This window comes from Granulosicoccus antarcticus IMCC3135 (assembly GCF_002215215.1).
Classification (GTDB): Bacteria; Pseudomonadota; Gammaproteobacteria; order Granulosicoccales; family Granulosicoccaceae; genus Granulosicoccus; species Granulosicoccus antarcticus.
The window spans coordinates 629,585-649,568 of record NZ_CP018632.1; the positions used below are offsets into that span (position 1 = coordinate 629,585).

Annotated in this window: 19 protein-coding genes; 9 read left to right on the plus strand and 10 right to left on the minus strand. The window is 54.1% G+C overall.

All coding sequences use genetic code 11. The annotated features are described in order from the left end of the window. Positions 1-25: 25 nt before the first annotated feature. The 3 genes from IMCC3135_RS02750 to IMCC3135_RS02765 all read right to left on the minus strand — a co-directional run bounded on the left by IMCC3135_RS02750 (position 26) and on the right by IMCC3135_RS02765 (position 3,125). Entirely contained in the window at positions 26-1,309 is a 1,284-nt protein-coding gene (locus IMCC3135_RS02750) for a type II toxin-antitoxin system HipA family toxin (RefSeq protein ID WP_236994733.1), read from the minus strand. Continuing rightward, on the minus strand, positions 1,306-1,629 hold the full coding sequence (locus IMCC3135_RS02755; RefSeq protein WP_088916193.1) for a helix-turn-helix domain-containing protein: 324 nt from the start codon (positions 1,627-1,629) through the stop codon (positions 1,306-1,308). The genes IMCC3135_RS02750 and IMCC3135_RS02755 overlap by 4 nt, the downstream gene beginning before the upstream one ends. Positions 1,630-1,958: 329 nt before the next feature. Then, positions 1,959-3,125 (minus strand): Fic family protein, encoded by a 1,167-nt coding sequence (locus IMCC3135_RS02765; RefSeq protein WP_088916194.1) that lies wholly within the window; start codon positions 3,123-3,125, stop codon positions 1,959-1,961. A 447-nt stretch (positions 3,126-3,572) separates the two neighbouring features. Here IMCC3135_RS02765 and IMCC3135_RS02770 point away from each other — a divergent pair, with 447 nt between their 5' ends. The 3 genes from IMCC3135_RS02770 (at position 3,573) to IMCC3135_RS02785 (ending at position 6,986) form a co-directional block, all read left to right on the plus strand. Then, positions 3,573-6,032, plus strand: coding sequence for a TOTE conflict system archaeo-eukaryotic primase domain-containing protein (locus IMCC3135_RS02770; protein WP_169727398.1), 2,460 nt, complete (start codon positions 3,573-3,575; stop codon positions 6,030-6,032). A gap of 410 nt (positions 6,033-6,442) precedes the next feature. Continuing rightward, on the plus strand, positions 6,443-6,814 hold the full coding sequence (locus tag IMCC3135_RS02780) for a hypothetical protein (protein WP_157735729.1): 372 nt from the start codon (positions 6,443-6,445) through the stop codon (positions 6,812-6,814). A 25-nt stretch (positions 6,815-6,839) separates the two neighbouring features. Next, positions 6,840-6,986 (plus strand): hypothetical protein, encoded by a 147-nt coding sequence (locus IMCC3135_RS02785; RefSeq protein ID WP_157735730.1) that lies wholly within the window; start codon positions 6,840-6,842, stop codon positions 6,984-6,986. A 37-nt stretch (positions 6,987-7,023) separates the two neighbouring features. Here IMCC3135_RS02785 and IMCC3135_RS02790 read toward each other — a convergent pair whose 3' ends face one another. Both IMCC3135_RS02790 and IMCC3135_RS02795 read right to left on the minus strand, forming a co-directional pair. After that, positions 7,024-8,544, minus strand: coding sequence for a DUF2786 domain-containing protein (locus IMCC3135_RS02790; RefSeq protein ID WP_088916198.1), 1,521 nt, complete (start codon positions 8,542-8,544; stop codon positions 7,024-7,026). Positions 8,545-8,616: 72 nt separating this feature from the next. Continuing rightward, the gene (locus tag IMCC3135_RS02795) at positions 8,617-9,933 is read right to left on the minus strand and encodes a hypothetical protein (RefSeq protein ID WP_088916199.1); all 1,317 of its coding nucleotides are present in this window, start codon (positions 9,931-9,933) and stop codon (positions 8,617-8,619) included. Positions 9,934-10,153: 220 nt separating this feature from the next. Here IMCC3135_RS02795 and IMCC3135_RS02800 point away from each other — a divergent pair, with 220 nt between their 5' ends. Next, positions 10,154-10,573: a hypothetical protein gene (locus IMCC3135_RS02800; RefSeq protein ID WP_157735731.1), complete on the plus strand. Its 420-nt coding sequence runs from the start codon at positions 10,154-10,156 to the stop codon at positions 10,571-10,573. Positions 10,574-10,656: 83 nt separating this feature from the next. Here IMCC3135_RS02800 and IMCC3135_RS02805 read toward each other — a convergent pair whose 3' ends face one another. Continuing rightward, the gene (locus IMCC3135_RS02805) at positions 10,657-11,634 is read right to left on the minus strand and encodes a helix-turn-helix transcriptional regulator (protein WP_088916201.1); all 978 of its coding nucleotides are present in this window, start codon (positions 11,632-11,634) and stop codon (positions 10,657-10,659) included. A 171-nt stretch (positions 11,635-11,805) separates the two neighbouring features. Between IMCC3135_RS02805 and IMCC3135_RS02810 the strand changes: the two genes are divergently transcribed. The 4 genes from IMCC3135_RS02810 to IMCC3135_RS02830 all read left to right on the plus strand — a co-directional run bounded on the left by IMCC3135_RS02810 (position 11,806) and on the right by IMCC3135_RS02830 (position 16,656). Then, positions 11,806-12,465, plus strand: coding sequence for a glutathione S-transferase family protein (locus tag IMCC3135_RS02810; protein ID WP_088916202.1), 660 nt, complete (start codon positions 11,806-11,808; stop codon positions 12,463-12,465). Between the two features lie 361 nt (positions 12,466-12,826). Then, a complete protein-coding gene (locus tag IMCC3135_RS02820; RefSeq protein WP_088916204.1) occupies positions 12,827-14,014 on the plus strand; it encodes a phytanoyl-CoA dioxygenase family protein in 1,188 nt (395 codons plus the stop codon). Between the two features lie 121 nt (positions 14,015-14,135). Further along, entirely contained in the window at positions 14,136-15,815 is a 1,680-nt protein-coding gene (locus tag IMCC3135_RS02825) for a 2OG-Fe(II) oxygenase (protein ID WP_088916205.1), read from the plus strand. 319 nt (positions 15,816-16,134) lie between these two features. Further along, positions 16,135-16,656, plus strand: coding sequence for a GIY-YIG nuclease family protein (locus IMCC3135_RS02830; RefSeq protein ID WP_088916206.1), 522 nt, complete (start codon positions 16,135-16,137; stop codon positions 16,654-16,656). A 20-nt stretch (positions 16,657-16,676) separates the two neighbouring features. Here IMCC3135_RS02830 and IMCC3135_RS02835 read toward each other — a convergent pair whose 3' ends face one another. Together IMCC3135_RS02835 and IMCC3135_RS02840 are read right to left on the minus strand one after the other, a co-directional pair. Beyond that, the gene (locus IMCC3135_RS02835; protein WP_088916207.1) at positions 16,677-17,519 is read right to left on the minus strand and encodes a DUF1206 domain-containing protein; all 843 of its coding nucleotides are present in this window, start codon (positions 17,517-17,519) and stop codon (positions 16,677-16,679) included. Between the two features lie 39 nt (positions 17,520-17,558). Then, positions 17,559-17,810: a hypothetical protein gene (locus IMCC3135_RS02840; RefSeq protein WP_088916208.1), complete on the minus strand. Its 252-nt coding sequence runs from the start codon at positions 17,808-17,810 to the stop codon at positions 17,559-17,561. A gap of 218 nt (positions 17,811-18,028) precedes the next feature. On the opposite strand from IMCC3135_RS02840, the gene IMCC3135_RS02845 reads away from it, so the two are divergent. After that, on the plus strand, positions 18,029-18,184 hold the full coding sequence (locus tag IMCC3135_RS02845) for a hypothetical protein (RefSeq protein ID WP_205737878.1): 156 nt from the start codon (positions 18,029-18,031) through the stop codon (positions 18,182-18,184). A gap of 229 nt (positions 18,185-18,413) precedes the next feature. Here IMCC3135_RS02845 and IMCC3135_RS02850 read toward each other — a convergent pair whose 3' ends face one another. Both IMCC3135_RS02850 and IMCC3135_RS02855 read right to left on the minus strand, forming a co-directional pair. Then, positions 18,414-18,962, minus strand: a complete 549-nt coding sequence (locus IMCC3135_RS02850) for a hypothetical protein (RefSeq protein ID WP_088916209.1) — start codon at positions 18,960-18,962, stop codon at positions 18,414-18,416. Between the two features lie 9 nt (positions 18,963-18,971). Continuing rightward, positions 18,972-19,739 (minus strand): MOSC domain-containing protein, encoded by a 768-nt coding sequence (locus IMCC3135_RS02855; protein WP_088916210.1) that lies wholly within the window; start codon positions 19,737-19,739, stop codon positions 18,972-18,974. Positions 19,740-19,984 lie beyond the last annotated feature (245 nt).

The following is a 19,984-nucleotide window of genomic DNA, read 5'->3' on the forward strand; positions in this document are numbered from 1 at the left end:
CTGATTGTATGCAGTCAATTTCCAATCAGGTCTCAATCCTGAAGTCTTCATGAAGTTTGCGCCAATGCGCTCTCAGCACTTGTTTGTGTTCATCAACCATCGGTGAGAGTTTCAAAGCTTCCGGCCATAATTCCCTTGCCTTGCACAGTGCGTCATTCAGATGCGGCTTGATTGCCCGCCATGGGATGCCTGACCTTTCAGCCCATGCCTGGAAATGCACCATGTTGGCTGCATACCATTCTTTCGTTTTGTTGAGATTCAGCGCGTACTGGGTTTCATTTTCGATATAGACGTTGGTTGTCACGATATCGTAGGCTGGAGATAGTCGTGGTGTGATCTTGTCGGGGTATGAAAAGCTCCAGTTCTTGAGGTGTGCATCGCCATTGGCCAAGAGCATATTCACCAGTAATCGCCGGGCAAACTGCTGAGCGTCGACGAGTCCGTCACCAGAAAAGTCATGAATGACTTTGCCAATATTCTCGTAATTAGCGGACGTATATTTTTCGTGTGGATACTTCACCAGAATTTGCGCAAAGTCTTCCATATGGATACGCTGATTTCCGGCACGGTCAAATCGTTTGATGGCGAAGGCCAATTTCTCGTCAGGCAGATTTATCTGTGGCAGATTGTCCAGCTTGTTGAGCTCAACGAGTTTTATCTCGGGAGTATCAACGCCTGCGAGCTCTGCCAGAGACATGGCTGTGAATTCATTCAGTGGTACAAATTTGTGTTTGGTCGATGGTGTTTTGATGATCCAGTCACCCAATTCATTGCCATTGGATAAATTGTAGCGTCCGTCGTTTTCTTTCATGGGAAATTTCATTTGCACGCCAGCCAGGGAAAAGCTGTTTTCTCGGCTGACTTTATCGAATTTTATTGCCTTGGCTTTTCCGTGTGTGCTGAGTACGTAGTCAGGCACGTCGTCAGGCTCCATAGGCGTAGCTACGATAGCCCCGGGTAGGTCCTCGCCTAAATACGAGAGAATGTGAAATTCATTATCGATGTGTACCTTCAGACCTTGTGCTACGAGTTCACGTAATGAGCCTTCTGGCAATAAATTCGAAAGAAGGGGGGGTAGCCGTTGTCTTCGCACCCATGGCTTGTTCATGAGTTTGTCAGCATTCGGAAATCCCGGGTGGGTTATCAAGCTGAAAGTCGGACGCTCAGGATCGTTCTTGAAGGTGTCGGCAATACTCAATACATTGCGCCCATTCCTGAAGCCTGCAAGGTAGCCTATCAGGACGTCGTGAATAGTGAGCTTCAATACATTTATCTCGTTGCTCACATCATTGCCAGGCCCTGTGTTCAATCGTTTTCTCCCAGTAATCCTTGCCATGGATCATCGTTGAGTGATTTCGTGCTTTCCTCGGTCGAGTGTCCAGCCTCATGCGATGTTGTGGCCTCGTCTGCCAATACAGCCAGCACGTCCTTCATCTTATCCTGAGGTACCAGCAGGAGTTCGCTTTTGAGCCCCTTGGCTATCAGCTCAAGGGTATCGAGTCGCGGATTACCTTTGGATTCCAACCTCTGGTATTGCTGACGCGATATCCCTACACGCAGGAACATATCGTGCTGCTTCAGTGCCAGCGCTATGCGACGTTTTTTGACCTGTTCGAGTAGAGAGTCCATGATGAAACATATAAGTTGCTATTTCTCTTGTAAGAAGCATATTAGTTGCTATTTTGTTTATTAGCAATATATAAGCTTCTTGTATGCCATCAACGATTCGATGAAAGCAGCATTTCACTAGCCGGTATTATGCGTTGGAGCAGATGTTCACTAACAACGTAGAAGCTTTCGATGCCGAGGGCAAAAGCCTGGGCGTTGTATTTGAAACGGCTACGCCGTTTGAAACACCAATGATGATGGAGGAGTTGGTAGGGTGGTATAACGCGCAAGCTTCCCGAGCCATTCTTGACGCTTTCCAGATCTACGAGCCTATCCGATTGCGATATCAATCAACTCGGCAGCTCCGTTCCTTCGTTGATCACGGAAATATACCCGCGATAGCAGAACACTCGGTTGCGTTGTTGAGATGTCATCTCTTCAACCAGTCCCAGTTGTTGTAATCTTTCCAGTGACTTGTTGACCGTTGCGGCACTGATGCCAGTTTTTGAAACGATAAAAGGAGAAGTAGCGATGGGTCTTTCCATGAATGCTCTATGTACATTCAGGGTAGCTGGTGCTGCGCGGCCAAGTGTGCTGATCAAGTCACGATCCTTCAGTGATAGTTCGTGCAGGCGTTTTGCCGTGTCTGTAGCTTGAGTCGCTGTTGTAATAACTGCCTGTGCAAAGTATTCCAGCCATGCTTCCCAATCGCCATCCTCCCGCACAGCATTCAACAGATCATAGTATTGCTGCCGATGCGTCTTGAAATACAAGCTGATGTAGAGCAGAGGCAGGTGTAGAACACCTTGATCGCACAAGATCAGGGTAATTAATAATCGGCCTAACCTGCCATTGCCATCTAGAAACGGATGGATGGTTTCAAACTGTACATGGGCGAGCGCTGCTTTGAGTACCGTAGACGTCTTATCGGGCTGATCATTGATGAATTTCTCAAGCTCACTCAGACATCCGGTTAGCTCCTGAACAGGGGGCGGGACAAATCTTGCGTTGCCTGGTCGGCTTCCACCAATCCAGTTTTGACTGGTCCGGAATTCACCTGGGGAAAACTTTCCACCACGGCTACCCTGCAACAGAATTTCGTGAATCTCCCTGATCAATCGCAGTGAGAGTGGAAATCCATCGGATAGCCGATTCAGGCCATGATCAAGCGCGGCCACGTAGTTGCTGACTTCACGAACATCAGCAGTTGGCACTCCAGGTATCTCGTCCAATTCGAAAAGCATCAGATCGGACAGTGAGGACTGAGTGCCTTCAATCATTGACGATACGACAGCTTCTTTGCGTACGTACATATACAAAAACAGTTGAACATCCGGCAGCAGAGTCGAGGCACTGTCCAAACGACCCAGAGCGAGCAACGCCTGGTCAAATATCTCACGAGTCTTGGAATTCCAATCAATCGGTGGGGTAGGTGGGAGTGGTGCCGGAACATAGGCGCGCACAGTCTCTCCCAATGTGGACGATTCTACATAGCGTCCTTGCAGACCTCTTTTCATAGGGGCTCGATGAAACTAAAATAGTGAAGTCTGTTAATATACTTTAGGTCCAAAACTAAAACAAGATGGGTTGCTTCAATCGGGTAATAGGTTGCCAAACCTATCGCATTCTCCCAGGCGCATATCTCGTGTCCGCAAACCCAACTTGTAGAAAACGAAGCTTTACTCTGATGTAGGACACGTACATTGCATCGACACGAAACAGCAACGTGTCGAAAAAAGTCATTTAAATCGACATGGTGGGTGACAGACCTTCAATAGTGACAAGTATTGCCAACGGTTTTCAGATGGAAGAGGGGTGGGCCTCAGGCGAGTACATGGTATAGGAGTATGAAGCGGGTATTAATGGATATCAGCGTCTTACATCGGAGCACAAATGCACATGACACATGACACATGACACATGGCGCTGACATATGTCTGCTAACGCTTCAGGCGGTTCAAGCCATGGAATCTAAAACAGACTACCTTCGCAATCTGGAAGCGCGTGTTCGATCGCTGGAGGCGGAAAACAAGGCACTGCGTGCGACGCTGGAAAACAGGAATACACCATCCGGAAATTCACCTGAGGAGGCGAGTGCAAAGAAGACTCCTCAGAGTGACAGCTCCTCTTATCCAACCGACAAGCACAATAGCCAGATCGAAACAGCATCAAGTACTCTGAGCCCTGAGGCCAAGATTGAACTGTTTCGAACTCGCTTTGCGGGTCGATCTGATCTCTATGCACGTCGTTGGGAGAGCCGTGATGGAAAGAAAAAAGGTTATTCTCCGGTGTGTGCGAACGAGTGGCGTGATGGCATTTGCAAAAAGCCGGTCGTTCGTTGCCACGAGTGTCTTCATCGGGCCTTCGAGCCGGTGACCGATGCCGTGGTGCGCGAGCATTTGACGGGTGCGCAAGTGGTCGGACTGTACGCGCTCGACGCGACAAGTCGCTGTCGTTTTATCGTTGCGGATTTCGATCATGATAGCTGGCAAGACGACACCCGTGCGCTGGTGCGCAGCTGTCGAGGACTCGACATTCCGGTGCTGTCCGAAATATCGCGCTCTGGCGATGGTGCGCACGTCTGGTTCTTCTTTGACACGCCGGTGGAGGCAGTGGCGGCCCGACGTCTGGTAACAGCGCTCATCGAACGAACATGCAGGGTTGAAAGGTTGATATCGCTCTCCAGCCACGATCGGCTGATCCCAAGCCAGGACAGCTTGACGGGCGCAGGGTTTGGATCGCTGGTTGCCCTTCCGTTGCAGAAATCCGCGCGAGAGCGTAATGCCAGTGTGTTTGTCGATGACGAACTTAGCCCGCTTGCAGATCAATGGCAGGCTCTGGAAGATGCTCCACTAATCAGTGCGGAGAAACTTCAGGTCTTGATCGAAATCGTCGAGGATGGGCATGGTGGGGCGGACTTGCGAGATGCTGAAGCAGACAAGACACCATGGCGACGATCGAGCCGCGGCGATGTAGTGTCTGTGTCACCTGCGGAGCTGCCTGCTCACCTGTCAATCACATTGGCGGACGGTATCTACATTGAGCGCTCAGATCTACCACAACCGCTTGTATACGCAATCGCTCGACTTGCCGCCTTTGCCAACCCGCATTGGCACGAACTTGAGCGAGTGCATCGTTCGACCTGGAAGATCGCACGCTTTGTTGACAAATCACAGTTGCTTCCACGGCATATACGCATACCGAGGGGCTGTACCGACGCAGTCTTTGAATTACTCGGCCGATATGAAATTCAATTGCAGGTTCAGGATGAACGAATCCATGGAACGCAGCTGCAAATCAAATTCACCGGAGAGCTGCTACCAGAACAGAAAGCCGCACTCAGCGTGCTGGTTGGTAGTGACACGGGCGTGCTGCATGCGCCACCTGGCTTTGGCAAGACTGTGACTGCCGCTGCTGTCATCGCCCAGCGTGGGTGTTCTACGCTTGTGGTTGTGCATACCACGGCGTTGCTTCGCCAATGGCGTACACGACTCGCCGAATTTCTGTCGGTGGCGACCAGTGAAATCGGTACGCTGGGTGGCGGGCGGAAAAGTCAGCTGACAGGCAGGCTTGATGTCGCGGGTGTGCGCTCTCTTGCAAAGTTGGATGACGACGAACTCGCTAGTGCCCTTGAACACTATGGTCAGATAATAGTGGATGAATGTCATCATGCCGGGGCAGCAACCCACACTCGGGTTCTGGAGGCCGTACGCTCGCGTTATGTACTGGGACTCACTGCAACACCCAAGCGTCGCGATGGCCTGGAACCGGTCATGTTCATGCACTGTGGGCCGGTGCGCCATCATGTTGCCGTGTCCGAAAACATGCCGATCGAACGAGTGCTGGAGCAGCTCGAATGGCCCGTCGTTCCGGATACACCTGCGGAAGCTTTGATTCAGGAAGTGCTCTCTGCAGTTGCTGAAGATCTTGCGCGTACGACCATGCTCGCCGCGGCGGCAGTCAAGGCATGGCGGCAAGGACGAAAGGTCCTGGTATTGACAGAAAGACGCGTACACATTGACGCACTGACTGAAGCAATCAGTCAGGTTGCCGGTGGTTCTGTTCCCGAACCCATCGTTCTGCACGGGAAACTGACAGCACGTGTGCGACGTGAAACGATGGAACGACTTGACAGGCTGACTGATGATGAACCTCGCTGTCTCGTCGCCACAGGACGACTCATCGGCGAAGGGTTCGACCACCCATCACTTGATACGGTGGTTTTTGCAATGCCATTTGCATGGCGAGGAACGCTGCAGCAATACCTTGGGCGCCTGGCGCGGGCGTCGCCGGGGAAGAGTAACATCTGTGTGATTGATGTGCGCGATACCGGGCATCCGATGCTGGAGTCGATGTGGCGGAAGCGGATGCGTGGTTACCGTGCACTGGGGTGGAAAAAGGTGACGAACAAGCAGCTGTTCTGACCCCTAAGCCAACCGTAGCGTGGTCGTCCAGCCTGAGCGCGCACCACTCGACATTATTACAGAAGGTCTGTCCCAACACGAATTAGAGGGCCAGGAAGAGAATGTTGAAGCGCTGATTATCGAAGAACTTCGGCGGCTGCACACGGGCGTACTGGCTCGCTATGGCCTACGGCCTTCTGAGTTTGTCACCTGGCAGTCACACCAGTAACGCTAGGGGATCGTGAAAAAATCAGGTATACCTTTCTGTTGGACGAATACGCGATTGTTCTCACTCTGATCGTAAGGGATTTCGACAAGAATAGAGACGAAGAAAACCGGAGCCGATCACGCGCTTGATGACGACCCGAAACCGTCAGAAAGGTCGTGTAGTCTGGTGCTCTTAACATGCAATGCCGACGGAGCAACAGGCCATGTCAGATTCAGACAAGTTGACCGCTGACGAGATCGACGATCTTCTCGAAGAGCTGCTAGTCGATGCCTACGGCGATGAGGAGCAGCTCACAGCACTGCACGAAGGCGTCGATGATGCCGTTGAGCTACCAATCGATGTGCTGATCACGGGTCAAACCATGTCGCTGGTCGGAATTGACTACGATGGAAATGCGCGTCGCGGGCTGGTGGCTCAATGCCTGAGTGATGATGGTCGTAAGCATCGCATCAGCTTTGCCGATGTACAGATTCCACCCCACACCATTGCCTACCGTTATCTCGCCGCGTATTGCCGATGGCTGGGAATCGAACCGGTTGTGCTGGCTCAAACGCAAGGGGCCAGTGGTCTGTAAGGTCGAATCGTCTCCAGCCGGGCTGATGCCGAAGTACGAAATGCAGCAGGTGCTGCCCGGGTTCGACCCGGACGATCTTGACGATTACGACTCTGAGCCGATCATCCAGGCCAATGAATTGCGAGAACTCGGAGAATATGAGGCGGCACATCAACCGTATGCCGATGTGTAAGCCGAGGCAGAGCCGGGGTGAGTCGTTTGTATGCACATCAATCGCGTCCAAGTAATGGCCGTGCCCTGCCACTCCCAACTTGCGGATCGAGTGATACGCGCGAGCCGTCTTCGCGTCCAGCACCCGCGGCCGCGTCGTCGATCGCGCCGCGGGCGCGCACCGTCGTCGTCCGGAGATCCTGACCGCACTCGCGCCGGACTATTTCAAGCTTCCTGACGGTGAGCGCAGTGCCGGTGGATGAACTTGCCCGTTCTTCGGTTTCGCGCTCGCTGACGATCGTAGTGACGCGACCGCTGACCTCTTTGGCGAACGCCAGCCGATAGTCGTAGGAGGCCATGCGTCCGGGTGGGAACTCGCCGGTGCGACGGCGAGCGGTGAGTGCGCGCTCAACCGACTCGCTCAGATAATCGAGAGTGAGACGGGCGACACGGACGTCGATGTCGTAGCCGCGAAAGTGTGCCCCGTCGGGGCCGCCGCTGACGAAAAGTACACCGTGCAATTTCGCCACCGCGATTGACAGGAACTGGATGTGCATCGGTACGCGCTTGCCAGCGTGCGCGCTCTGGCGGCCGAACTCGCTTGTTTCCAGATCCTTCTCGGCGATGCCGAATTTTGCCATCAGCGACTGGCAGCGCCGCAGCGCAATCTCAGCCTCGTGCGGCGAAGCTTCGGTTTCCTGGGCCATAGCGAAGAGCTTGCGCACACGTGCAAGTAACTTCTCGCGCGCCTCGGCATCCAGTGGCGCTTCAGGGGACGATTGCCTCGTTCCTGCAGTTCGATCCGATGGTGGTACATCTGTGCCGCCGGAAGATGGCCTGGAGCCTGTTGGCTCGGTCGCCACGCCAGGGGCGGTTCGGAAATCGGGTGGCTGGTGGGGTGGCTGGCGCGCTCCAGCAAAGAGGTGGCCTTCGGCGACGAGTGCATTAGTGGCCCAGGCTGCGAACACGTCGCTGGCCCGCGCGTGAGGTGGCAACGCTGCGACGATGTGAGGATCGAGTATCAGCAGGCCGTCGGCCAGTACGGCGCCGGCCGGCATTGGCAACACGCGCGCGTACAGAATGAGCCCGAGCGAGTAGTGGTTTGCAAGGCGCGGTTCGTGAACAGTGACAGCTACACCTGCCTCGGGTGATGCTCCCAGCCGCAATGAGCTATCGGATGTCACGTCGACCACTTCGCGCAGTTCGAAATCCGACTCAGCCAACTGCTGCAGCCAGCGCCTGCCTGTAGAAGACTCGCGCCTGGCGCGCTCCTTGGTATAGCGCGCGAGTGGCGTTCCTCGCTGCCCCGCTTTATCACCTCCCGTCAACCAGATGAGCATCGCCAGGATGCGCGTGGCCGTTGCGAAGGGTTCGCGCGCAAGCGCGGCCTGCACTTCAGAACTTGTTCGCCCAGAGTGCTTCACCACTTCGGTTGCAAGTTCGCTGACCGTTCGCGGAATGCCGTTGGCGCCCTCCGGTGTGCCCATGGCCCAGCCGAAGAGCCGATCGCGGGCCTTGTCTATATCTTTTTTCTGGCGTCCTAAACTTTTCAAAATCGGAATGCTCCAGGGTACGATCACAGTTTTAGTGCCATCCGCCTTTCGTTGATTAGCGGAGGACAGAGTGCGTGAGAACTGCGTGTCGCTGACGCGTCAGCGGTTTTTCTTCCTCGCCTTGCGGGCTGCCTTTCGGTCCGTTTTGCGCTTTGTTTTTTGCTTGCGTGCAGCGACCGGATCGAGAGGTGAAGCAGAGTTTCGCGTATCGTAAAAAGGATCAAAGCCTGCCAATGGCGACTGCATGTCGGCAATCCGCGCGTTGTATTCTGCCTGCATTTGCATCGCGCCTTCTGGCGTACTCGGGTCAATGCCCCTCGCACGCGCCTGCATGACCATCACCTTGGTTCGGCTGAAGTTTGTGCTGTCAGCCATCAAGGCCTCGAGCCGTTCGACTGATTCCGGTGCGTTGAGCCTGGCAAGGCATGCCGATGCCTGAGGCAGCGAGTACTCACGCTCGAGCCAGCGATAGAAGGCACGCAGGGATTCGATAAATGGGCGGGCGTAGTCAACATCCGCGCTGACCTTGCGAGGCACGATGTCGAAGACAACCTCTTCAAGTCCGCTGGCGTCGAGCGAGGCGACGGTGCTACCGATATGCGAAACAGCCCAATGAGCGAAGGTTTGCCAGTACCAGGTACCCTCCATCAGCTCCGAGGCTTCCGGTGAATGAGCGAAACGGCGGCCCAGACGGTATTCGATGGCGCGTCGTTCCGGTCCCTGGAGCAGCCAGCCATCATCTTTGGCCTCAAGCGCCCGCAGCCCGTCCAGCAGCGCACTCGCTGGCAGCGCCGCCTCGGCACCGAGCGGGCTGCCGGACAGCTCTACGTCGAACTCGCCGCCTCCAGCACTCACCACTCGAGTCACGGGCTCGCTTATCTGCCCTGCGACGAACGATTCGACTCCTTCTGAGCTTGCGTCGGGCGTCCAGGCGATTGCCGCAGCTACCGCCTCGAAAGCGGTCAGGTCATCAACATCGCCTGGACGCGGCTTGCCGGTGTCGTCGAAGAACCAGACCGACGGTACGGTGTCGCCCATGTTGCGCTCGTGTCGCTCAAGTTCGCTCTGAACGGCGGGGTGAGCCTCGGCCAGCGATCCAAATGTCAGTTCAAGGCGGGCGAATGCAGGGGCATTTTCCGGTACGCCATCCGTTGCTTCCAGCGCCAGCCAGGCCTGGTGATCATCGGGTCCTGCAAACAACGCGAAACCGCGACGCCCGCAGTTCAGTGCTAATGGGTGCAGCACAGCGTCGTTGATGCCCTGGCTGCCGATCGTCACGTACACCGGGAACCGAGTGCTTGACTCCCCTTGCCAGGGAGCAACGCGGTACAGACCTGCCATGGCCTCGAACCAGCCGTCCACAATGGACGGTAGCATGTCGTCGGAAAAATGCAGTGGGTAGTTGGCGTAAGGCATGGCGGTCCAGCAGGCGGTAAACGATACCTATTGTCGCGTATTTGATACCTTGTTTTGTTGCCGTTCAGAAGTGATTTTCATGTGACTCGCTGATTTATCCATCTGATTCGTCTCCCAAAACCTGATGCATCAGGCAACCGTCGTCCTTGACCCTGTCGATGACGGCGACCGGCGATCGCTCTGTGACTTCACGGTCGTCGGGTTGAAGAGAGGTAGATTCTTGCGTCTTCACTCATTCGCAGGGGCCTTCTGCAAAGCTCTGAATTCCCAGGGCGGCGATGTTGCTGGCCGCGTCTACATCGCGATCGTGCGAGCTTCCACACTCGACACAGCTCCACTGCCACTATCGCTCGCAGGCTCTGATGAACATATTGTTTTCACCACACCGTATCTGTTGATCGCACCGGGCGAGACTGAGTGGCTTGCTTATATGGACAGAGTGCTGCCCGCCGAGTCGCCTGCCAAGCGCCATGCCGCCTATCTGAACCATATGAAATATGGTCCTGCGCGTAACTACTGGACAGAGTTCGTATTTGAGGCCTATGTCAACTTCAAACCGGAAGTCATCTTTCTTGAGGGATTGCCCGATGTGGCAGAAAGCAGGCCTTGTTCACGGATCAACTTGCGGGACCAGGATTAGTGGTTCCGGTCTGTGAGTGCGTCGGCATTGGTGCGTCGGACAAGAGCCAACATCCCGTCATCCTGTATCTTCCGGTTGGACTACTAGCGCCCGGGGGCTTGCTTGTATAACGACGCCAGCCGAGCGACAACGTCACGAAGATAATCACGCAGCTCCACAGGCTCCAATACTTCCACCTCCGCTCCCAGTCTTAGCAGCTCACTGGCCGCCACTTCAACGGAGCCGACAGGCATCGTAGCCTCAAACCAGCCATCATCATCGGCATTGTCAGACACCTGCATACGCATCGCGCCATAACCCGGCAGTAGATGAGGGGATAGGCTTACCCCGAGTTCTGTCAGGCGTAGTCGGGCTTGATTGGGGTAGGACTCAGCCTCGAAGCGTTCGGTGCTGTCACGCCAGTAACGGGCGAGATCGAAGTCGTGCGGGCGCTCGAATACCGACTCTGTCTCATTGACTTCAATGACTCGGGATACGCGATAGGTGCGAATCTGTGCATCGGTGCAAGACACCAGGTACCAGGCACCGCCCTTGAGCACCAGTCCCAGGGGGGCGGTTTGCAGAGACTTTTCCTGTTTCCAGCTTTGATAACGCATATGTAGACGTCGACAGTTCCAGACGGCTGCTGCGATCGAGACAAGATGCTGAGGCTGATCCGGCTCACCAAACCAGGTGAGCGCATCGAGATGGAAACGGTTGCGGGCAAGCTCTGCGCTTTTGCGCAGGCCTTCGGGCAGTGCGACGGCAAGTTTCTGCTCGGCGCTGGCCATGATCGCACCCAGGCCCAGTTCAGCGGCCTGGCCGGGCAAGCCGGCCATGAACAGGGCTTGCGCTTCGCCAGCGGACACGCCATTAAGGGTCATCCGGTAACCCTCAAGCAGGCGATATCCGCCTTCGAATCCCCGCTCGCTGGTTAGCGGTATGCCTGCCAGTGTCAATTGGTCAATGTCGCGGTAGATGGTGCGCATTGACACCTCGTTCTCGGTGGCAAGCTGGGCTGCGGTGCGCAGGCCGTGGGCCTGCAAGGAGGTGAGAATGTTGATCAGTCGGCTGGCACGCATGCGGGTGATGGGAGAAGCGGTAAGTCGAAGGAGGAAGGCGAGACGCTGACAGGGAGGCAATTGACGATTCTGGTCCGGCCGTCAATCAGAGAAATATTTTACTAATATGACATTAGATGTCAGGTATGAGACGTCATCATGCTAGCTCTTCCACCGAGCCGGAGTCAAACGATGTCCACCGACAATACAATCACGCTTTTCTATTCCCCACAAACGCGTGCTGCAGGTATCCGTGTCATTCTCGAAGAACTCGGCGCATCCTACGATCTGCATGTCTTGAACATGAAGGTTGACGAGAATCACGACCCCGATTTCCTGGCGATCAATCCACTGGGCAAGGTGCCCACGATTCGTCATCACGGTACGGTCATAACCGAACAGGTCGCCATCGCCATCTATCTGGGAGATCTGTTTCCCGATGCCAGGCTTGCACCGGCGATTGACGATCCGCAGCGCGGCACTTATCTGCGCTGGCTGGTGTATTACGCGGCCTGCTTCGAGCCAGCACTGATGGACAAGTTCACACAGAATGAGGTGACCGATACCAGTCAGTCGGTTTATGGAGACTTTGACACGATGCTGGCAACACTCGAAACGGCACTCGCCGACGGCCCGTGGTTTCTGGGAGAGCGCATGAGCGTGGCCGATATATTGTGGGGTATTGCGCTCAACTGGACCATGACGTTCAAGCTGATTCCTGAGCGCCCTGTATTTCGCGAGTACGCTGATCGTGTCACTGCGCGTGCAGCGTTTATCAAGGTAGCCGCGGATGACGAACGTCTGGCGGCCGCGCATCAGGCCGTGGTCGATCAGCGACGAGGTGAGTGTTGACAGGGTGGTATACGTGCGCCAGGGTTGCGTTTGATGCCGAGTGCTGCCTGTCAATCTGATCACTGAGTCTATGTGCTCACTTGGCCCTCGTTCGATGACGGCAAGGACCGTATCCACTAAGAAGCTGTTCACCCTGGATGATGTCGAATTGCTTGTGCAACAGCCTGATGGACGATTTGAGGAACGGGGCCATACGGCAGGAATTGCATCGATGGAAAATCGATAGGCACGTTGATCATCTTGCCAGCAGCATGACGTGCATTGCCGGTTGCAAGCAGGAATAGTGTTTCTCACAAGATCAGAAAAATGCCAAATCATCCCTTATAATCAAACATAGAACGATCAACAAGAGAGAGAAGTCATGCTGACTCCAGCATCCGTGAATGAGCCCGTCTGGCTCGATAATGCAAGCTGTGATCTAAGCGAATTTGATGCTCATCAGAGTCAGCAAACCAACCCGAAGGACTATCCGCAAGCGATTCAAATTTCACAGCAGATCCCCGTCTATGATGGTTCTGCACTACTGGTGACGCTCGACGGTGATACGCAATGGCAGCCTGTCATGGCCGAATGGAATCGCTCTTTCAGGACAGGCCCTGGCATTATCGTGGTGAAAAGGGGATTCACTGATTTTGACCTTATCGATGCAGCGACCGACGCTCTTGAGAAGGTCATCCGAGAAGAGGAGGCGAGTAATGCCGGCAAGGGAGATCATTTTGCGACAGCCGGAGCCAATAGCCGGGTTTGGAATGCCCACGAAAAGCTGTGTATGCAAGATCCGGAGACCTACAGCCGATACAACGCCAATGAACTGGTGCGCCGTGTCAGCGAAGCCTGGCTTGGGCAGGGATATCAGATAACCACTCAGGTAAACGTGGTGCGACCAGGTGGCAAGGCGCAAACCGTTCATCGCGACTATCATATGGGATTCCAGACGATTGAACAATTGAAAAGCTACCCTGCCTGCCAGCACGCGCTGTCGGCACAGTTGACGCTGCAGGGAGCCATTGCGCACTGTGATGTCAGCCTGGAGAGTGGTCCCACCAAATTGCTGCCCTATTCGCAGAGCTACCTACCGGGCTATCTAGCCGTGCACTTACCAGAGTTTCAAGCCTATTTCGAAGCTCATCATGTTCAATTGTCGTTGGAAAAAGGCGATATGCTTTTCTTTAACCCGGCAACCTTTCATGCGGCTGGGGAAAATCGCACCACAGATATTCATCGATTCGTCAACCTGATGCAGATCGGATCTGCCTATGGCCGTTCGATTGAAATTGTTGACCGACTGAGAATATCGAAAGCGGTGTACGCCGGTTTACTTCAGCTTGTCGATGATGGCCAGCTCTCTATCCGCGAAGCGGACAATGTCATTGCAGCGACGGCTGAAGGCTATCCATTCCCGGCCAATCTTGATATCGATTCGCCCTTGAGTGGCATGGCTCCACCGAGCCAGCAGGACATCATGCGACAAGCCCTGGCTGAGCACTGGACGAATGAGAAGTTTTCGCAGGCGCTTGATGAGCAGGCTGGGCGTAAACGCTCTCACTGATACAGGTGGGATGTTTGTACTCAGTAATCAAAGCGGGAGTTCGTGATTTGGATTGATCATATTCGCCTCGGTCTCTTCAAAGTCTGAAGTAGAAACGTTACTACTATAGATAGGGAGTTGCATGTTCCTGATAGTGCTGATTACGATCGGTGACCTGCGCCTGCCGATTGCCATGACACGGGCCAAGGCGCTGGCCCGGATCGCGACCTCTGCACCATTCGGGTTGGGTCGTGCGACCGTGATCGATCCCAGCGTGCGCGATGTGGGTGAAATCAAGGCCTCGAAGGTTCGCTTCGATCGTCGCGCATGGAACCGTGAACTCAAGCCTGTGCTTGAGGCAATGCGTGTGGAGCTTGGTCTGCCTGATGGTCGGTTGAGCGCACGTCTCGACAAACTGCTGGTATACGGCCCCGGGCAATTCTTCAAGCCGCACAAGGATACCGAACGCAGCGACGAGATGATCGGCACACTGGTTGTCGTGCTGCCCTCTCGCCACAAAGGTGGCTCTCTGGTGATCAACCATCAGGGTGAAACCCGCCGGTTTGTAGTGCGTAATCCGGCAGACCCCTTGCTTCGATTGTTCGCGTTTTACGCAACCTGCGAGCATGAAGTGCGGCCGGTCTCCGAAGGTCATCGAGTGGTATTGAGTTTTGAATTACGATTCAAGTGCGCTGGTAAAAAAGGCCTCGTTGAGGTTGAACCGGCATTGGAGAAGGCGCTTGAATCCTGGTTTGATCCTGCAAGAGAGCCTGCCTGTTCCTACGCGCCTGATGCCGAAAAACTCGTCTTCCTGCTTGATCATGACTACAGCCAGCGCAGCTTGTCCTGGCAACGCCTCAAGGGTGTGGATCATCGTCGCGCCGAAGCTCTGCACGAGATCGAGTTGCTGCGCAGCTTTTCGCTGACCGCCGTGAAGCCTGCACACTTCAAGGCTCTGTTACCGCTTGGCCAGCACCATGGAGCCGACTTTTGTCAGACCTTGTTTGCACATTGGTCTGGTGTCTACCGACCGAAGGCCTTGCGAAAGTCGGCGTCAGGGTCTCGAAAGAATGGATACGGACGTGGCTTTGACCGGGAGTCCGACCGACATCGGCTTGACTGGTTGTCTTCATTTGCTGGTTTCTGCCGGCGAGTGAACGCCCTGAACGACGATGCCTGGAAAGCAGTTGTCGAGCCTGTGTTTGATACTCTGTACGAGATTGCCATCAAGGATCACGCGAAGCACCATGCCATGGTGTCAACAAGATCACGACGGCAGAACGTAGCGCGGGAATGTACGCAGATACAGTCTTTGCTGGAAGCTGCACAAGAGATCAATGGCAGCAAGGTCAATCAGATAATCGTCATGCTCATCCAGGAGCTTGAACACTATGCATCGGAAGTTCCTGTTGTTGTGCTCGAGCACCTGACGAAGTATGAGGCAGAAGGCAAACTCGATAAGGCACGAGAATCACTTGTAACAACAACTCGAAAGCTTGTGAAGCAACGGGCTGTCACAGCCATTCGTGCCAAGGATGATTGGCGGATTGATGTGCCGGCCTCGTGCAAGTGTGCCGACTGCCAAATGCTTATCCAGTTCCTGCAGTCTCGAGATCGATCAATCGATTTACCTCTGGCCAAGGAGCGACGCCAGCACCTGCACGGTCGAATTGAGAGATACGAGATTCCTGTTTCCCATTCCACTCGACGAGAAGGTCGTCCCTTTGTGCTTGAACTTCGCAAACTCCACAAGTTATTCGTGGAGGCTGCACAAGAACATGCCAGGGAAAATGAGTTACTTGAGAGGGCGGTGCTTGCATGAAGCTGGCAGGAGGCGGTAATCGCTGAGCCACGCTGTTGTCTCTCTTTCTCAAGGAGGGGGCCACGCATTGCCAATGCAGTCACAACTGTTGCTCAGAGCGCACAGATGGTTGCCTGTCTGGACGTTACATGAGGTATTTGCAGAGAAATAGCCTTGTGCTTCAATTGAATTCACCGGTCTTATTCCATCAGTTGTACCTTCGCGTGCAGGTTTTATTGCTTCGATGTTGCAAGCTGTGGCGAGCGAGTCCTGGTCAGCAACTTTGTCGCAGTTTGTCTGATTCGAGTATCTGTGTAGTGGGGTTCACTGGGCGGCGGCTATGAGTAAAGGCTATATTTATGCTGCTCGCCAACCCGGAGCGCGAGAGGTCAAGATTGGCAAGACTCGAAAAAACCCTGCGGTTCGGTTGGGTCAGCTCAACAATACCAGCGTATTCAAGGATCTCGAGTTCGAGTTTTTATTGTCGGTCAGCGATCATGATGCGGTGGAAAAAGCGGTGCATGTTTTGCTGGCCCAATATCGTGTGCGAAAAGACCGTGAGTTCTTCCGGTGTAGCCCACGCAAGGCACGCTCAGCTATCAAGCGCGCAGCAGTTGGGAGGGGGCGTTATTCGGTAGCAACAGCATCAGAAAAAGCGATTGGCACGGTGCGTCGTAGTTTGCAGCTACTGCTGGGCACTTCGCTGAGCATTCTTGGTCTTGGTGTAACGGCCGTATTGCTATTCATCATCTACGTGGATCCAGTGCCGCATGGCGAATCCGCCGTATGGATGTTGGGTTTGATGGCGGCATCCGCGACCATGCTGTGGTCGGGTTTCAATTTGATGCGCAGCAGAACCTGATTTCGTTACTAGTCGCTAAATCAGTCAAGCTGCTCTTCGAACTCTGCATCCTCTACATTGATTTGACGCCACATAGCCTCGCTGGCGCAGTAGGCAGAGAACAGCAGCAGCCCTATGCCAAGCACGATCAACAGCATATTACCGGCTGGCAGTTGCTGGACAAAATTCAGTGCTTCACTCAAGCCTGGAGGTTTGGTGTCAGTTGGAGTGACTGTCATTAAACGATAGAAAAGAAGTAGCGTAATTATGGCAAATACGGTGCCGCGTGCCAGTAATCCCAGTTTTGCTACGGGATGTACGATATCCATTCTGGCTTCAGCCTGATTGAAATGTTTGGCATACCCTCCTGTGAAAGCTTTGAACCAGTGAGCGATGGTGACCCCGGCAAAGACCATCATCATGACGAGCAGTACGGGCTTTGTGCCAATTGTGGAGGCGATGCGATCAGCAATGCTCGGCGACGAATCCGATCCGCTGTAGGGGAGCACTCCCAGCAGCGACAGGGCGTAGACAGTCAGCACGGCGTACGTTATCGCACTGGCAAGTAGTCCGCCCCTGACCACAAGACCTTTTGGCGACCACCCGTGGGAATCTGTATCCAGAAGCGATTGAATCAGGCGCCACATCACATAGCCGGACATACCCACAATCAATACACCGACAAGCGCTTTTCCGAACGGTTGTTCCAGCAACAGGCGCAGTGCCCCCTTGCTGTCGGTCTCACCGCTGTGGCCCAGACCGGACAGAACGGCAAATAATCCGATGATGAAATACACCAGGCTGCGAGATGCGTAACCGGTACGAGCCAGCTTTTTTATCCATTTCTGAGAAAGAAATCCGGTGTCTGAGGTAGCGGTGCTCATCTAATCAATGTTGTCCATGGGTTCAATCTCAAAAAGTCTTCAATCGTCCGAGTTGCGTCTGGTTACTGGAAGCAGAACCTGCAGGCTTTCAGGATGGGTTTTTAATTCCAGAGACTCGCCTGACGAAAACAGCTCACCATCGAGCATTCCCTTCGAGCGCCCTCGTTTGCCAGAAAATGTCAGCTCGTGTCCAGCCTCGTTCAGGGACTGCTCGAGTGTATTCCTGATGCTCTCCAGGCCAGCTGTGCACAGTGTTCCGCTACCGGGATTGACTACGACACTGATTTTCATGAGAGCCTGGCAGCCCGGCCCCCAACACGAGTCCACATAGCCCTAGTTCCACAGGTTGATCGTCCAATTGATATTCGTCAGGATTTGTGGAATATACAGTTGGTTGTTTCACGAGCCCTGAGTTCCAGATGTCGAACTGATATCTCCTTGACTACCAAGCTTGGTCAGATATGCTCCAGCACTGAATCTTAGAGTTGGCTAATACTACTCTGGCGTAAATGTTCCCTGAACTTGCATGTAGCTATTACAGTCTGAGTGTCAAGGCTCACTCTGGCGCAACCCTTCTGTACGTCACGCATGATCAGATTGAAGCCATGATGATGGCAACCCGTGTCGGTGTCCTGGATCAAGGTAATCTGATTCAGATCGGTTAACCCAGAAAGATCTATGAAAACCCGGGGGGCATTTGTGTAGCGAGTCACCTAGGTCTGATGGCTCTGATCCCTAACCCCTTCTTGCTGGAAATCACTAACGCCACTTTCTTCAAGGATCCTGAAAATTTCAAGAGTGAAGCGAGTGGTGACTATTACGCTCCGGCTTGATGCGGTCAAGCGCGAAGATCTTGAAGCGGCCGAAACACTGGGGGCGGATGCTTCAGTCCGGCTACGCACCATCATTTTGCCGCAAGTGATTCCTTACGCCATTTCGGGCTGAATTGAGCAAGAGAGACGAATAGAATCTATGAAAGCCGGTGAGGGTATGGAAGAGCAGGCCAAAGGGGGTGTCTGAAGTCTTTGGGAAAACCACCGAGCCAAACAGTAACTCTGTGCCTTCGGAGCCCTCTTGTGAATAGGGGCGAACCATCAACCAGGAGCCCGTGCTCGACTTCGGAAAGCGAAGCAGTATTTCATTGTCACACCGATTTTCCACACTCCAGGCAGAAAAGCGATTGTGGCTGCCTTGCGCTAGTGCTCTGGCATCTTCATCGGTGGAGGGGACGCGCAAAGTCAAGGCCAGTAACTTGCGCTCGATACTGAACGCCCGAGATGTATAGAACGCGTAGACAAAGTCTTGCAGGCTGATGTCCGCCTCGATGCGTGTCGAATAGCAGTCACAATAGTTGGGCACAGTGCCGGTTGTAGATGTGCCGGTGTAGGCTGCCAATAGTGAGCCTTGGGGGATGTCGCTGGCACTGGCACTGTGTGAAGGCATGTCCTTGTCTCAACCCAGCTCGACAATGCCGCCAACAGAGAGCACACCGCCGTGCTTGACCTGGGCATAGACACCCATATCCAGATGGCCATAATGCTCCCGCAGCATTTTAGGTGTGCGGATATCACGCTCACCGGTTTTCAGATTGACCTCTGTAGCAGGGCATCGTCGCGTGCGCTTCACTATCTTCAACCTTACTGAGCCAACGCTGATCTCTTGTCCGAGCATTTCCAGTTCAGAGAAGGCGGGTAAGCCTGAGATCTGGATGTTGGCGCGAAATCTGTTCGGATCGACATCCTGGCCAATCGCTTTTGAAAACGCATCGACACTGTCCAGATTGATGATGGACACCGCATTCATCATCTCGGTGGAATCCACCGATACATCGGTGAAACGATGGGGCGAGGCTTCATGAAGTTGCGGGGTCTCGTCATCGGACAATGACAGGTACGACTTGATAAATTGGCTGGCCTGCTGTTTTCCATCAACGGTGCCGATATCGAATCGTCCGCTATTCTCGGAGGCTGATAACGAAAGCACACCACTCTCCTCGTCATACTCGGTGCTGAGTAGTGCAAGGCTTGCATCCCGTGCCAGCATGTAGAACTTTGTCTTGGGTAGCGGCTTCGGGTCGGCAGGATCAAAGCCACTGTTGGGGCGTGCGAAGCCAAATTTGCGATCGCAGGGAAAGCCCTGGCCCATATTGAGAATGACACTGTCAAGTGCTTGAGCACTCAGACCTTTGACAGGGAACCGGTTTAACGCTTCAATCTTCATGATAGAGCTGACTTTGTCATTGTTTGGAGCATGGGCTTTCGGTCAGTTAATGATCAGACCGATGGGAGGGATAGCATCGCATCACTATCGCCTGATACTTGTGAGCATATCAGGCACACGCCATTGTTGCCTCCTGCCGTCGTCTCTGTAAGCGGCTCGCGCTCAAAGCCAGTGACATAGGTGTGAAATGAGGTTGAAGTCTCTACCCCTGATGCAAAGATAGCGCCTGCGCTAAACTCTACCGG